13 protein-coding genes are annotated in these 14,172 nt (G+C 38.4%); 1 reads left to right on the top strand and 12 read right to left on the bottom strand.

All coding sequences use genetic code 11. The features are described from left to right. Position 1 precedes the first annotated feature (1 nt). The 4 genes from EHLA_RS04285 to EHLA_RS04270 all read right to left on the bottom strand — a co-directional run bounded on the left by EHLA_RS04285 (position 2) and on the right by EHLA_RS04270 (position 4,048). Positions 2-1,174, bottom strand: a complete 1,173-nt coding sequence (locus tag EHLA_RS04285; RefSeq protein ID WP_096239439.1) for an aminotransferase class I/II-fold pyridoxal phosphate-dependent enzyme — start codon at positions 1,172-1,174, stop codon at positions 2-4. A 65-nt stretch (positions 1,175-1,239) separates the two neighbouring features. Next, on the bottom strand, positions 1,240-1,587 hold the full coding sequence (locus tag EHLA_RS04280; RefSeq protein WP_021908275.1) for a type II toxin-antitoxin system PemK/MazF family toxin: 348 nt from the start codon (positions 1,585-1,587) through the stop codon (positions 1,240-1,242). 103 nt (positions 1,588-1,690) lie between these two features. Next, complete coding sequence (locus tag EHLA_RS04275) at positions 1,691-3,193, bottom strand: NAD(P)H-hydrate dehydratase (protein WP_096239438.1); 1,503 nt, start codon at positions 3,191-3,193, stop codon at positions 1,691-1,693. 192 nt (positions 3,194-3,385) lie between these two features. Then, positions 3,386-4,048, bottom strand: coding sequence for a redox-sensing transcriptional repressor Rex (locus EHLA_RS04270; protein WP_096239437.1), 663 nt, complete (start codon positions 4,046-4,048; stop codon positions 3,386-3,388). A 186-nt stretch (positions 4,049-4,234) separates the two neighbouring features. Between EHLA_RS04270 and abc-f the strand changes: the two genes are divergently transcribed. Then, on the top strand, positions 4,235-6,163 hold the full coding sequence (abc-f, locus tag EHLA_RS04265) for a ribosomal protection-like ABC-F family protein (protein ID WP_096239436.1): 1,929 nt from the start codon (positions 4,235-4,237) through the stop codon (positions 6,161-6,163). Positions 6,164-6,298: 135 nt separating this feature from the next. Here abc-f and EHLA_RS04260 read toward each other — a convergent pair whose 3' ends face one another. The 8 genes from EHLA_RS04260 to lepB form a co-directional block, all read right to left on the bottom strand. After that, positions 6,299-7,693, bottom strand: coding sequence for a 2-isopropylmalate synthase (locus tag EHLA_RS04260; RefSeq protein ID WP_096241550.1), 1,395 nt, complete (start codon positions 7,691-7,693; stop codon positions 6,299-6,301). A 434-nt stretch (positions 7,694-8,127) separates the two neighbouring features. Beyond that, on the bottom strand, positions 8,128-8,760 hold the full coding sequence (gene plsY / locus EHLA_RS04255) for a glycerol-3-phosphate 1-O-acyltransferase PlsY (RefSeq protein ID WP_096239435.1): 633 nt from the start codon (positions 8,758-8,760) through the stop codon (positions 8,128-8,130). Continuing rightward, positions 8,761-10,086 carry a ribosome biogenesis GTPase Der gene (der, locus tag EHLA_RS04250; protein WP_021908282.1) on the bottom strand — a complete coding sequence of 442 codons (1,326 nt, stop codon included), beginning with the start codon at positions 10,084-10,086 and terminating at the stop codon, positions 8,761-8,763. Further along, positions 10,079-11,413, bottom strand: a complete 1,335-nt coding sequence (locus tag EHLA_RS04245) for a DUF512 domain-containing protein (protein ID WP_096239434.1) — start codon at positions 11,411-11,413, stop codon at positions 10,079-10,081. Before EHLA_RS04245 ends, der begins: the two co-directional genes overlap by 8 nt. Before the next feature lie 87 nt (positions 11,414-11,500). After that, positions 11,501-12,337 (bottom strand): peptidoglycan editing factor PgeF, encoded by an 837-nt coding sequence (gene pgeF, locus EHLA_RS04240; RefSeq protein ID WP_096239433.1) that lies wholly within the window; start codon positions 12,335-12,337, stop codon positions 11,501-11,503. 34 nt (positions 12,338-12,371) lie between these two features. Then, positions 12,372-12,740, bottom strand: a complete 369-nt coding sequence (locus EHLA_RS04235) for a YraN family protein (protein ID WP_096239432.1) — start codon at positions 12,738-12,740, stop codon at positions 12,372-12,374. A 4-nt stretch (positions 12,741-12,744) separates the two neighbouring features. Then, positions 12,745-13,512, bottom strand: coding sequence for a ribonuclease HII (locus tag EHLA_RS04230; protein WP_096239431.1), 768 nt, complete (start codon positions 13,510-13,512; stop codon positions 12,745-12,747). Positions 13,513-13,515: 3 nt separating this feature from the next. Beyond that, positions 13,516-14,127 carry a signal peptidase I gene (gene lepB / locus EHLA_RS04225; RefSeq protein WP_096239430.1) on the bottom strand — a complete coding sequence of 204 codons (612 nt, stop codon included), beginning with the start codon at positions 14,125-14,127 and terminating at the stop codon, positions 13,516-13,518. Between the last annotated feature and the right edge of the window lie 45 nt (positions 14,128-14,172).

The following is a 14,172-nucleotide window of genomic DNA, read 5'->3' as shown; positions in this document are numbered from 1 at the left end:
GTTACTCTTTGATAATTCCGGACTCTTTGATGCTATGAATTGCTTTTTTTATTTCTGACGGGGGTAGTACAAGAGCAAAACGAACATATCCTTCTCCCAGGCTTCCAAAGCTGCTTCCCGGTGTACAGATTACTCCGGTCTTTTCCATGAGTTCCATAACAAATTCATTAGAATTATCATAACCTTTTGGTAATGGTCCCCATGCAAACATTGTTCCTTCACTGTCTGGAATATTCCAGCCAATTTCACGAAGTCCTCCACATAAAGCATCTCGTCTTTCCTGATATGCCGCACATTGTTCTCTTACGGCTGTATCATCAGAATAAAGTGCCGCTACGGCACCTGCCTGTACCGGAAGGAAAATTCCATAATCTATCTGGGAACGGAAACGTTTAAATACTTCAATAACTTTTGCATTACCAATCACAAAAGACATTCTTGCGCCGGTATAATTATAACTTTTGGACAGAGAATAGAATTCTACACCAACTTCTTTTGCTCCCGGAAACGAGAGGAAAGACTTTCCTTCTTTCCCATCGTATATAATATCAGAGTAGGCATTATCATGAATAATTAAAATATTATTTTCTTTTGCAAATGCAATCAACTTCTCATAAAATTCATCCGGTGCTGTTTTGCAAATAGGGTTCGCCGGATAAGATACGACCATGATTTTGGCTGCTTCTTTTACATCCTGCGGAATAGCATCAAAATCCGGAAGATAATTATTTTCCTCTGTTAATGGATAAAACCACTGGTTACTCTGTGCAATAAATGCTCCCGTTGAAAAAATAGGATAACCTGGATTCGGTAAAAGTACGATATCTCCCGGATTAATCAGCGGGAGAAAAATATGTGCCATTCCTTCCTGGGATCCGTAAACTGACATGATTTCGTTTTTGGCAATATCTGTATGATATCTTTTTTTATAACGATGAACGACCGCTTCTAAAAGTTCTTCTGTTTCTCCCAAAGAATAATGATAATTTTCCGGATGAAGGCAAGCTTCTGACACTGCTTTCATTACACATTCCGGTGTTTCAAAATCCGGTGTACCTACAGAAAAATTATAAATCTTTTTTCCCTGTTTTTCTAATTCTTTCTTTTTTTTATCTAAAATCTGAAAAATTCCTGCTTCAAAATTTTTCATTTTTTCTGCTGGTTCAAAATTCATTGTTTTTCTCCTTCGTTATCAATCTACTTAAAATTCAGGAATGTCAGAACATTCTTGAATTACCTTTATGTAATCAGTTCTAAACTGATTTTTAAGGCATAGTTTACTCTTTTTAGTGTATCTGTGTCAAGATGGCATACACGTTCTTTTAACCGCTGTTTATCAATGGTACGTATCTGTTCTAATAGTACGACAGAATCTTTTGTAATATCACATTCTGCTGCAGAAAGCTCCACATGAGTTGGCAGCTTTGCCTTATTCATCCGGCTTGTGATCGCTGCACAGATTACTGTAGGACTATGACGATTCCCCGCATCATTTTGAATAATGAGAACCGGGCGAACACCACCCTGCTCTGAGCCTACAACCGGACGCAGATCCGCATAATAAATATCTCCCCGTTTTATCATCATTTTCACTCACTCCATTTTACTTTTCTTTCTAAATGAAGTATTTCCAGTAAACATCATGAGTATTCTGATGATTTTTTCTTTTTGATCTTTCCCCTGAAATTTTTTATTTCAAAACTTTTTCCAGATAATTCGGCAAATCTCCTGCAAGTACACTATAATATCCTTTTTCTTTTGCGGCGGCATCTCCCGCAAGTCCATGGCAATATACCCCTAATCGTGCTGCAGTTAACAAACTAAGCCCGCCTGCCAGAAAACCACAAATTATTCCGGTTAAAACATCACCGCTTCCGCCTGTTGCCATTCCGTTATTTCCACTCATATTAATATATGAAGGAGCATTTCCATCAGATACAATTGTCCTTGCATCTTTTAGGACGATTATATGATTTTGATCTGCCATCTTCATCGCTGCTTTTGGCAGATTACTCTGAATCTCCGCTATTTCTTCTTCAAGCAGCCTGGACATTTCTTTTAGATGTGGCGTTAATATGATTCCACTCTTATATTCATAGAATAATTGTTTTATCTCTCTATCATTTTTCAATAAAACAGCCAGATTATTTAATCCATCCGCATCAATTACAAGCGGAACTTTACCCAATGCGAGAACCTGCTTTAATAATCGTCTGGCAAATATACTCTGTCCGATTCCTGGACCAATGCCGATAACTGATGCCCAGGAAATCGCTTCCGGCAAAATCTCTTCCGCCTTTTCTTCTGAATCATATGTTGTAAGAATCGCTTCCGGAAGCTTTTCTTGTAAAATTACCCTGTTTTCCTCGCAAGAAAAAACCCGTACCAGTCCACTTCCGCTTTTATAAGCTGCCGTTCCGCTCAAAACAGCTGCTCCAGCCATATTTTTTGCCCCTGCGATTAATAATACCTTCCCATAATTCCCCTTATTCGTCCAGGCTTTTCGTTCTGGCAACAGAGAAAGATCCTCTTTTACAAAAGAAATCATCTTCGGAGCAATTTTTTCTACCGCTTTGTTTGGGAATCCAATTTCTTTTACAATAACTTCTCCACTGATATCCGCTCCCGGATACAGGAGCAGCCCAGCTTTTAACAGTCCAAACGTAACCGTCAAATCTGCGCAAAAAGCTATGCCAAGAATCTGTCCTGTCGAAGCATCTACACCCGATGGCACATCAACCGCTACTTTTAACGCTTTCTTCTGATTCATTCTCTCGATTACTTGTCTGTGCTGTCCCGCTACTTCTCTTTTTAATCCAACACCGAAAACCGCATCGACGATCACATCATATTCTTCTTCTGGAAACTCCATCAAAAACTGCGCTTCCATCTGCTCTAAAACTTTCTTCTGAATCTGATGGGAATCTGAATCATGTGGAATTGCTCCGATTTCATAAAAATCAACATTGTATCCATCTTCTAATAAAAGACGCCCAAGTGCCAGACCATCTCCACCGTTATTGCCCTTTTCTGTAACAATAAGTACACTACTCTTTATTGGTACTCTCTCTAAAAAGACTTCTTCTAAAGCAAGCGCCGCCTTTTCCATTAAAACAATACCAGGAATCCCCATCGTATTTATACTATACGCATCAATCTGCTGCATTTCCTCTCTTGAAGCAACGTAACGCATCTTTTAAACCTCCTGTTTCTTAAAAGATGTACCCCGGAGTCTTTACTGCACTTACTCTTGTAAGAAGATTCCAGCATACATACGTAATTTGCGATTGAGCAGTCAGCAAAAAGAGATGAAAAACAATGCTTTCTATCACACAGCTTCTCATCTCTTACTTTCTTTTACAATATATACTTTACAGTAACTATTCTATTGATTCTGACTGTGAATTCTATAAGACAATGTCATAATACTCTCTGCAAGATGTACATTCTCAACCAGAATATCTTCTGAAAAATGTAAATCTACCGGTGCAAAGTTCCATAATGCCTTAATTCCTAAATCAACTAACTGTTCTGCAACCTTTACCGCTTTTGACTTCGGTAACGTTAATGCAGCAATCATTACCTCATGCTCTTTTAAAAATGTTTCCAGCATGTCGATATCATATACTTCCACACCCCGCACTGTCATACCAATTAATCTTGGATTCACATCGAAAAGTCCGATAATTTTAAATCCATTACTGTCAAAATCCTGGTTATTCGCCAACGCCTGACCAAGATTACCCGCACCTACGATAATGATGTTATTTGTTCTATCCAGACCCAGAATCTTACCCATCTCATTATAAAGATACTCTACATTATAACCATATCCCTGCTGACCAAACCCACCAAAATTATTTAAATCCTGACGAATCTGAGAAGCAGTGACGTTCATTCTCTGACTCAGTTCCTTTGAAGAAATACGAACAACATCATTCTTCAGTAAATCTCCAAGATACCGATAGTACCGGGGTAATCTTTTTATCACTGCCGGAGAAATTGACTTTTCATTCCCTGTTTTTACAACTGCTTTATTGCCTGGCATAAGATCCTCCCTTTGATAAAAAATTCCCATTCTCAAGCTCTACTTAATCAATTATATACAAAAATAGTTTTAATGTCAAATAGGATTGTTAAAAATTCCAACACTTATTTACTTATTTTTTCTTTCATGATAAAATACATCAGAAATATTTCTACTATATAATAATATAATCATTTGGAGGTTATTATGATTTTAGCCTGTCAGAAAATCGAAAAAGCATTCGGAGGCAAATCCGTATTAAATAATGTTAATTTTTTAATTAATGAAGGGGAAAAGGCTGCTGTAATCGGTATCAACGGCGCCGGTAAAACCACTCTTTTCAAAATTATCACCGGAGAATATGAGGCAGATCATGGGGAGGTTATCTTTCAGAAAGGATCTACTTATGGCTACTTATCTCAGATCATTGACGTAAGTTCTCATCGCAGCATTTATGAAGAAATGCTTGATGCCAAAAAAGATATCATCGAACTAGAAAAGAAAATACGTCAGTTAGAAAAAGATATCAGCACTTTGTCCGGTGAAGCACTAGAAAGCGCAATGGAAAGTTATTCCCGTTTCACTGACCGCTTTGAGAAGGCAAATGGTTATGCCTGGAAAAGCGAAATTATCGGTGTATTAAAAGGTCTTGGTTTTGATGAAAGCCAGTTTGACACACCAATCCATACACTTTCCGGAGGACAGAAGACCCGCGTAGCACTCAGCCGTATTCTTCTGATGCACCCGGATCTCATTTTACTTGATGAGCCGACTAACCACCTTGATATGGAATCCATTCGCTGGTTAGAAACTTTCCTTTCTAACTACCGGGGTGCGGTGCTTATTGTTTCCCATGACCGCTATTTTCTTGATAAAGTTGTTGATAAAGTAATCGAGATCGAGCGTGGAAACAGTCAGGTATTTAACGGCAACTACAGTGCTTACGCCGAAAAGAAAAAAGCACAGCGTGATGCCCAGATGAAACTTTATATGAATCAGCAACAAGAAATCCACCATCAGGAGGAGGTAATCACAAAGCTTCGCTCTTTCAATCGTGAAAAGTCCATCAAACGTGCCGAAAGCCGGGAGAAAATGCTTAGTAAGATTGAACTTGTCGATAAACCTGTGACTTTAAACAGTAAGATGCGTATCACTTTAGAACCGGAAGTACTTAGTGGAAACGATGTTCTTACTATTGAAGGACTTTCCAAATCTTTTGGTGATAAGGCTTTATTCCGTAATTTAAATGTTCAGATTAAACGTGGGGAAGTTGTTGGACTCCTCGGTGCCAACGGTACCGGAAAAACCACTCTTTTAAAAATCATTAACCGCCAGCTTCGTGCTGACTCTGGAAAAATCCGCTACGGCTCTAAGGTGTCCATCGGTTATTATGATCAGGAACAACATGTATTAGACGATTCCAAAACAATTTTTGATGAAATTTCTGATGCCTATCCAAAGCTGACTAATACCCGCATCCGAAATGTTCTTGCTGCCTTTCTTTTTACCGGCGAAGATGTATTTCAGGTCATCGGCACTTTGAGTGGTGGCGAAAAAGGACGAGTTTCTCTCGCTAAACTCATGCTTTCCAATGCGAACTTCATCATTCTTGATGAGCCGACCAACCATTTAGACATCCAGTCCAGAGAAATTTTAGAAGAAGCGATTAACAACTATGAGGGAACTGTATTTTACGTTTCCCATGACCGTTACTTCATTAATCAAACAGCCACAAGAATCCTGGACTTATCCCCAGAAGGCATCGTAAACTATAAAGGCAACTACAACTATTACTTAGAACAAAAAGAAGCTGGAAACGTATCTGCTGACAGCGATAACATCACACTTGCTGCCTCCGCTGATAAATCTCCTGCCCCTTCTCCAGAAAAAGCCAAGGAGGACTGGAAACGTTCGCGTGAAGAGGCCGCAAAACAGCGTAAGCGTGCCAACGATTTAAAGAAGACAGAAAAAGAAATCAGTCGCTTAGAAGCAGAAAATGATCAGTTAAAAAATGAAATGGCATTACCTGAAAATGCTACCAATGTATCAAAACTTATGGAACTCAATACTAAATTTGAAGAAAATGAATCTACCTTACTAGAACTCTATGACAAATGGGAAGAATTATCAGAATAATTTTTAATTTGTAGATTCGATATAGACAGAAAAACGATATATTCCTCCGCCCTGTAATTGCATCTGGAATATATCGTTTTTTTATTTTTTCTGTCTACTTTAAATCCTTCGTATTAAGTTCTGTTTTTAACTGATTTATGGGATTAGGTTAACATTTAATTTTTTGCTGCTTTCTTTAATTACTTTTTCTAATTCGCCATCTGTAATTGCAGTTACTCGACCTGTTTCATATTCCTGATCAACCCACTTCTTTACCTCGGCTACCAGTGGACTCTTCTTGTCTACTGCCTTATCTCCCTTTAAGCGATAGTAAGTATTTATCCAATGGGCAATTCCAGCAAGTCCGCTTGTATTTGATACCGCTACAAGCACCGGACGGTTTAACAATTTATCTGTATCAAATATGTTATAGATTTCTTCATTTTTAAGAAGACCATCTGCATGGATTCCGGCTCTTGTCACATTAAAGTTCTTTCCTACAAACGGTGTTCTTTCTGGAATGTGATATCCAATCTCTTTCTCATAATACTCTGCCAGTTCTGTAATAACTGTAGTATCCATTCCGTCTAATGTTCCACGAAGCTGGGCATATTCAAATACCATTGCCTCAAGCGGGGTGTTTCCTGTACGTTCACCGATTCCAAATAATGCACTGTTTACAGCAGATGCTCCATAAAGCCATGCTGTTGTAGAATTATTCACTGCTTTATAGAAATCATTATGACCATGCCATTCTAGTAATTCTGATGGTACTCCGGCATGTTCTTTTAATCCATAAATAATTCCCGGCACAGAACGTGGAATCACAGCTCCTGGGAAGTTTACTCCATATCCCATCGTATCGCAGGCACGAATTTTTACAGGAATACCATACTCATCTTTTAATTTCATAAGCTCCAGACAAAATGGAATAACAAATCCATAAATATCAGAACGGGTAATATCTTCCAGGTGGCATCTTGGACTGATTCCGGTTTCAAGACATTCTCTTACAACGCCTAAATAATGTTCCATCGCCTGTTTTCTTGTCATTTTCATTTTATAGAAAATATGGTAATCAGAACAGCTTACAAGAATTCCGGTTTCTTTTAAACCAATTTCTTTTACTAATTCAAAGTCTTTCTTACTTGCACGAATCCAGCTTGTAATTTCAGGAAATTTATAACCCTTTTCCATACATTTATATACCGCATCTCTATCTTTTTTACTATATAAGAAAAATTCGCACTGACGAATAATTCCTTTCGGTCCTCCTAAGCGGTGGAATGCATCATATATATGCACGATCTGATCTGTTGAATACGGCGTTCTTGACTGCTGTCCATCGCGGAAAGTTGTATCCGTAATCCAGATATCTTCCGGCATTTCATGAGGTACGATTCGGTCATTAAAGGCTATTTTCGGCACTTCCTCATACGGGAACAGATTACGGAATACATTAGGCTTATCCGTATCAACCAGCGGGTACATATATTCATCTAATTTCAATAAATTTGATTTTTTGTTCAGCCGAACTGAGCGGTTATCCATTTCCATAGTTCTATCTCCATTTCTTTTATTAATATGACGGCAATTCACAGTCTATAAAAACCCATATAGTATAGCATAGTTTCCAAAAGTATCCTGACTTTCAAGTCGAGCAACCTGAATTGCATAAATCATTTTTAAAAACTTCATTTTATTCCCGTTATTATTCTATCATTAAAGTTAAATTTGTCAAGAGATAGTATTTTTTATATCTTTTTTCGCATAATACATTTCATTTTCCTTCATTTACTTTATCATTGCACAGCGTCATATCTAAGAGTTCCTGTCTACGTTTCAAATAAAAGAAAAACAAAAAACGATATATCCCACCTGTTCTGTAAATGCTGCGTAAAAAATGTTCTTGCATCTTGAACGCATCTCAAAACTTCAGATGAGATATATCGTTTTTATTCTTTCCAATCTAAAACCGGAAATTATTATTTATTAACATTTACTTTCTGTCCGATCTTACTTTCCGTTCCAGATAAAAGTCTGCCAATATTTGCTCTATGGCGATAAATTGCAAAAAATGCATAAAGGACACACATCGCAAATAAATCCCATCTTCCTGGATGAAAAATAAGAATTTCTACTACGATACCTGCTGATAATAGGATCGAAGCTAAGGAAACATATCTTGTTACAGCTGTGACTGTCACAAAGATAATAAAACAGCATAAACCGATTCTCCAGTCAAAAGCCATCATTGCGGCGGCTGTTGTCGCAATTCCTTTTCCTCCTTTAAACTTTAAGAAAACAGGATAATCATGTCCCATTACTGCCGCAAACCCTGTAACAAGCTGAATCAGTTCTGCATTCAAATCTGGTACAGCCGGACATAATACAAACTTTACAATAAGTACCGGAACAAAGCTTTTTAATGCATCTCCAAGGAAAGTAAGTAATGCACGAGTTTTACCAAGTACACGAAGTACATTCGTTGTACCAGAATTCCCGCTTCCATAGTCACGAATATCCATTCCGCATAACTTTCCTACAAGGTAACCACTTTCAATGCAGCCGCAAAAATAGCCTACCACAATTACAAGCACATAATATACAGCAGTCATTTACTTCTCCTTTCTCTCACGATAGATGAAATGGATCGGAGTACCACGAAAACCAAATGTCGTACGGATCTGATTCTCAATATATCTGGTATATGAAAAATGTGTCAGTTTCTTCTCGTTAATGAACATAACAAATGTCGGCGGCTTTACAGAAACCTGAGTAATATAGTAAATTCGTAAACGCTTACCTTTATCTGATGGTGGCTGCTTCATAGCCATTGCTTCGGTAAGAATTTCATTTAAGACACCTGTCTGTACACGAAGGGCACAGTTTTCAATTACGGCATCAATCATATCAAAAAGCTTTGGAAGTCTCTGTCCTGTCTTTGCAGAAAGGAAAATCAGTTCCGCATATGGCATATAGGAAAGCTTTTCGCGAATCTTTTCTGTGAACTTCTTCATCGTGGTATTATCTTTTTCCACAAGATCCCACTTGTTCACTGCAATAATCATACCTTTACCACGTTCGTGGGCAATTCCTGCAATCTTTGCATCCTGCTCCGTAATTCCTTCCGTTGCATCAATAATCAAAACGGCAACATCACAACGCTCTACGGCTGTAACGGTACGAATAATACTGTAACGCTCTAATTCTTCTTTAATCTTACTCTTTCTACGAAGCCCCGCTGTATCAATAAAGATATATTCCTGACCATTACGCTTTACCGTTGTATCAATCGCATCTCTTGTCGTTCCTGCAACCGGAGATACAATCACTCGTTCTTCTCCAAGAAGCTTATTGATAATCGAAGACTTACCTGCATTCGGTTTACCGATTACCGCAATCTTCGGACGTTCATCTTCCTCTTCCTCTTCTCGTGCCGGTGTTTCAAACTGTTCAATTACATGATCTAACATATCACCTATTCCAAGTTTGCCCTGTGCAGAAACAGGAATCGGATCACCAAGACCAAGATTATAAAATTCATAGACATCCGGCATATATTTTTCAAAGTTATCTACTTTGTTTACGACAAGAAGAACCGGACGATGCGAACGGCGTAACATATCTGCCACTTTAAAATCTGCATCTACAAGTCCCTGACGTACATCTACAAGGAACAAAATAACATCTGCTGTCATAATTGCTGTCTCTGCCTGTTCCCTCATTCGTGAAATGATAATGTCATCAGACTCAGGTTCAATTCCTCCGGTATCAATCAGGGTAAACTGATAGTCTAACCAGCTGACCTCCGCATAGATACGGTCCCTTGTTACTCCTGGTGTGTCTTCTACTATTGAAATCCTGCTTCCTGCTAACGCATTAAACAGCGTAGATTTCCCTACATTCGGGCGGCCTACCACCGCAACAACCGGTTTACTCATAATTTCCTCCATTCTCTATCGTAATAATTTTATCAACAAAGTCTCTTCCCTCTGATTGTATAATATTTACGGGAACTTGTAAAGAATCGGAAAGTTCCTTTAATGAAATGTCATCAAGGAAAATATCCTCATCAGCTTTTAACACATTGCATGGAAGGAGGAGCTCCTCTCCAAGCGCCTTTCCTTTTAACTGTGCAATAATATCCTGTCCGGTCAAAAGACCTGAAACTGTAATATGTTCACCAAAAAATTTATTAGTAATGCAGTACACATCTATCTTAATACCAGGGAATTTCGTTTCCACATCCGCTGCAAGCTTCTTAATCGTTGGATAAGCAAGTTTCGCTGTCGCGATTGCTACATGTTTTTCCCGATCATCACCGGTAAGCTCCGCAAGGTGTTCTTTTACTTCCTCTAGCAAAAGCCGCATCATACCGACACCATTTTCAAGCTGTCCATAGCCTTCATAATACGCCTCATCTGGGAATTCCTGTTCTGCGAGAATAAACCATTCATCGCTTGCATGAACAAAGGTTGTTCCATAATTTTCACGAAAATAATCCTGCCATTTATGAATCTGCTTCAGTACTTTACCTGCATCTTCTTTTTCAAAAAGCTCAAGCGGAGCAAGACCTTCTCTGTACTTTGTAAGACCAACCGGAACGACAGATAAACTTTCCATGTACGGAAGAAACTTTCCAAGATCAGATATCGTCCGATCAAGTTCTTCTCCATCATTCAATCCTTTACACAGTACGACCTGACTGTTCATGCGAATGCCTGCTTTATAAAGTCGTCCTATTTTTTCTAAAATATCTCCTGCAAAACGATTGTGAAGCATCTTACATCGAAGCTCTGGATTCGTTGCATGAACAGAGATATTAATTGGTGATAAATGATACCGAATCACTCTTTCGATGTCTTTATCACGCATATTGGTTAATGTAATATAATTCCCCTGTAAAAAAGACAAACGTGAATCATCATCTTTAAAGTAAAGTGTTTCTCTCATTCCCGGAGGCATCTGGTCAATAAAGCAGAACATACATTTATTACAGCAGGAGTGGTATTCATCCATGAGAGAAGACTCAAAAGTAATTCCCAAATCTTCATCCTCATCTTTCTCAATCTCCAATACACACTCTTCCCCGTCTTTTGTGAGAACCAGCACATCTAAATACTCTTCTTCCACATAATACTGATAATCAAATATGTCTTCTATTTCATTTCCGTTGATTTCCTCTATGGCATCCCCCGGCTCTAAACCAAGTTCTTCAGCAATACTTCCCGATTCAACCGAGGCAATAATATGCAAATGTTTTTTCATTCTTCTTCTCCATTTATTCAAAGATTCCTGACATAAATCATATAATTCAAGAATGTCTCGGCATTCTTGCTGCGAAATTTTAAAAAGTTACAGACACATAAAACAGCCCATATTTCCTCTTTTCCCATGACTTGCTCTATGTGAAAATAACTTGTCGCTATTACAACAGGTACAAATGTCTGTGATATCCAGATTCTCCTTGCGGATTCCCGCCTGCGTAAGTATGAGTTCATTTACCTTCCATAAATCCAACTGATACTTTCCATTACCTTTATCATCCATGATCAACGGTATTTCCTCCGGCAAAAAAACTTTCTTAAATGCATCTGCAACTTCTTCACCAACTTCATAGCAGTTTCGGCAAATAGACGGACCAATTGCCGCAATAATATTTTCCGGCTTACTTCCGTATTCATTTTGCATATATGCTACAAACTTTGCTCCAATCTTTTTTACAGTACCACGCCAGCCAGAATGAGCCATTCCAGCCACATGGTGTTCCGGATCATAAAAAAGAAGAGGAACACAATCGGCATAAGAAGTATAGAGGGGAATCCCTTTCTCATCTGTAATAAGTGCATCAATTCCCGGCACTGTTTCTCTTATAATGCCATCGCCCTTATCCTTTGCTGTAACTTTACGAATCCTGGTCTCATGAATCTGAGAAGACAACACCAGATCTGCTGCATTAAAACCAATTGCTTCTCCGATTCTTTGAAAATTCTCCTGTACTTTTTGTGGATCGTCTCCACGAGTAAACGACAGATTCATTGAAGAAAGATATCCTTCACTTACACCGCCGATTCGAGTAGAAAAACCATGACATACTCCAGCCTTCACAAGCTTTGGAAATGTAAGGAATACTACCCCGTTTTTCTCATTTATCATTGTCGAATGATTCTCATTAGCATATACAAACTTCATAGCTTTCTCCACAGTTTCTAATTCAATCTAACACTTATTCCTGAAACTCAAATGCATTCTTTATCCAGTGACATTGTAAATCTTTATCTACTTCTATAACATCAAATCGAACAGCAGTTGTGTCCATAAGCTGTTTTTTCATACGATAATAATTTAATGTATAACAGATTCTTTTTTGTTTTTTTAAATTAACTGCTTCCGCCGGAGTACCACATTCTTTGCTTCTTCTCATCTTTACTTCCACAATAAGAATGGTTTCTTTTTCCAGCGCAATAATATCAATTTCTCCATGGTAACTTCGAAAGTTTCTCTCCAGTATGCGAATCCCCTTTTCCTCAAGAAAAAGAGCTGCTGCTTCCTCTGCAGCCATTCCGTAATTTCTTCGCACTGCTGCCTTCTCCATTCCTTTAAATCTGCTCCCCACAAATGTTTTTAAGGAAACTGCGGCGATGTATTGGACATGGACCCTGTCGATGTATCGCCTCGATATGTTCCTTAGAACCATATCCCTTATTGGATGCAAAATCATATCCTGGGAAAATATGATCATACTCTTCCATCATACGATCTCTGTAAACTTTTGCCATAATACTTGCTGCTCCGATAGAAATACTTTTGGCATCTCCCTTGATAATCGGAACCTGTTTCATGTCCATTCCCGGAATCGTTACTGCATCATTTAATAACAGACTTGGCTTCACAGACAGATTTGCAACCGCCTGGCGCATCGCTTCATACGTTGCCTGTAAAATATTGATTTCATCAATACGCTCTGGAGAAGCCATTCCGATTCCTACAGAAACCGCTTCTTTTTGAATTACCTCAAATAATTCTTCTCTCTTTTTTGCAGAAAGCTTCTTTGAATCATTAATGTATAAGATTCTGCTTTCTTTTGGCAAAACAACCGCTCCGGCTACAACCGGACCTGCTAATGGTCCCCGGCCCACTTCATCGATTCCACAAATAAACTCATATTGACTGTATTCTTTCTCAAACCGGCACAGATTCTCTATTCTCTCTACTTCCTGATAATACTTTTCCACCTTTTTTTTCTGAGAAAGTAAAAAACTCTGTACGCCTTTTCTTTCATCGTTCTGATACAATACAATCTGTGCAGAAATTTCTTCTGGGGTAAGATTTTTAAATTCTTCTTTTATAGCAGTAATACTTTTCATTTTTTAAGAAACCTTTCCAAACTTATTTAACGGCCAGATTCTTATCCATACCTTACCAATAATTTGTGAACGGTGTACCGGACCAACCTCCTCATAGCGGCTGTCATAACTGACAGGACGGTTATCTCCCAAACAAAAATACTCATCCTTACCAAGTTTTTGCGCACTCTTTGCCACACCTGCCTCATCGATATAATCCGTAATGCCGTATATATCGCTTTTTAGCTTCTTTCCATTGATATAAACCTTGCCCTTTTTTATTTGCACCGTTTCTCCCGGCAGCCCTATAATACGCTTTATATAATACGGGTGTTCTCCATATTCTTCCGGTCCCGGAAAAATAACAATATCATATCTTTCTGGTTCATGAAAACGGTAGGATAATTTATCCATGATAAGGTTCTGTCCATCAGAGAGAGTCGTATCCATAGAATCTCCTCGTACAACTGTCCTCTGTCCTACATAGTGAAGTATAAAATATACTATCGCACATAAAATAACAAGATACAGTATTGTACCAATCACTTCTTTCACGTTCTTTCTTCTCTGTTCTTTTCTTCTGCGCTGCCGCCTTCCCAGTCTTACTTCCTGGTTCTTCCTTGCTCTTCTAGCCATATTTCGCAGACACCTTCCATTCAAGATACTTTTTAAGATACTTTA

The sequence above is a fragment of the Anaerobutyricum hallii genome, from assembly GCF_900209925.1.
In the GTDB taxonomy this organism is placed as follows: domain Bacteria; phylum Bacillota; class Clostridia; order Lachnospirales; family Lachnospiraceae; genus Anaerobutyricum; species Anaerobutyricum soehngenii.
Note: the sequence above shows the minus strand (reverse complement) of the source record. Positions and strands in the feature narration are given on the sequence as shown.

Excerpts from the sequence above, each read along its gene's own strand:
- lepB (WP_096239430.1), bottom strand. The coding sequence starts at position 14,127 with ATGGCTAGAAGAGCAAGGAAGAACCAGGAAGTAAGACTGGGAAGGCGG.
- EHLA_RS04275 (WP_096239438.1), bottom strand. The coding sequence starts at position 3,193 with ATGCGTTACGTTGCTTCAAGAGAGGAAATGCAGCAGATTGATGCGTAT.
- EHLA_RS04285 (WP_096239439.1), bottom strand. The coding sequence starts at position 1,174 with ATGAATTTTGAACCAGCAGAAAAAATGAAAAATTTTGAAGCAGGAATT.
- der (WP_021908282.1), bottom strand. The coding sequence starts at position 10,086 with ATGAGTAAACCGGTTGTTGCGGTGGTAGGCCGCCCGAATGTAGGGAAA.
- abc-f (WP_096239436.1), top strand. The coding sequence starts at position 4,235 with ATGATTTTAGCCTGTCAGAAAATCGAAAAAGCATTCGGAGGCAAATCC.
- plsY (WP_096239435.1), bottom strand. The coding sequence starts at position 8,760 with ATGACTGCTGTATATTATGTGCTTGTAATTGTGGTAGGCTATTTTTGC.
- EHLA_RS04270 (WP_096239437.1), bottom strand. The coding sequence starts at position 4,048 with ATGCCAGGCAATAAAGCAGTTGTAAAAACAGGGAATGAAAAGTCAATT.
- EHLA_RS04280 (WP_021908275.1), bottom strand. The coding sequence starts at position 1,587 with ATGATGATAAAACGGGGAGATATTTATTATGCGGATCTGCGTCCGGTT.
- EHLA_RS04245 (WP_096239434.1), bottom strand. The coding sequence starts at position 11,413 with ATGAAAAAACATTTGCATATTATTGCCTCGGTTGAATCGGGAAGTATT.
- pgeF (WP_096239433.1), bottom strand. The coding sequence starts at position 12,337 with ATGAAGTTTGTATATGCTAATGAGAATCATTCGACAATGATAAATGAG.
- EHLA_RS04235 (WP_096239432.1), bottom strand. The coding sequence starts at position 12,740 with ATGGAGAAGGCAGCAGTGCGAAGAAATTACGGAATGGCTGCAGAGGAA.
- EHLA_RS04230 (WP_096239431.1), bottom strand. The coding sequence starts at position 13,512 with ATGAAAAGTATTACTGCTATAAAAGAAGAATTTAAAAATCTTACCCCA.
- EHLA_RS04260 (WP_096241550.1), bottom strand. The coding sequence starts at position 7,693 with ATGGATAACCGCTCAGTTCGGCTGAACAAAAAATCAAATTTATTGAAA.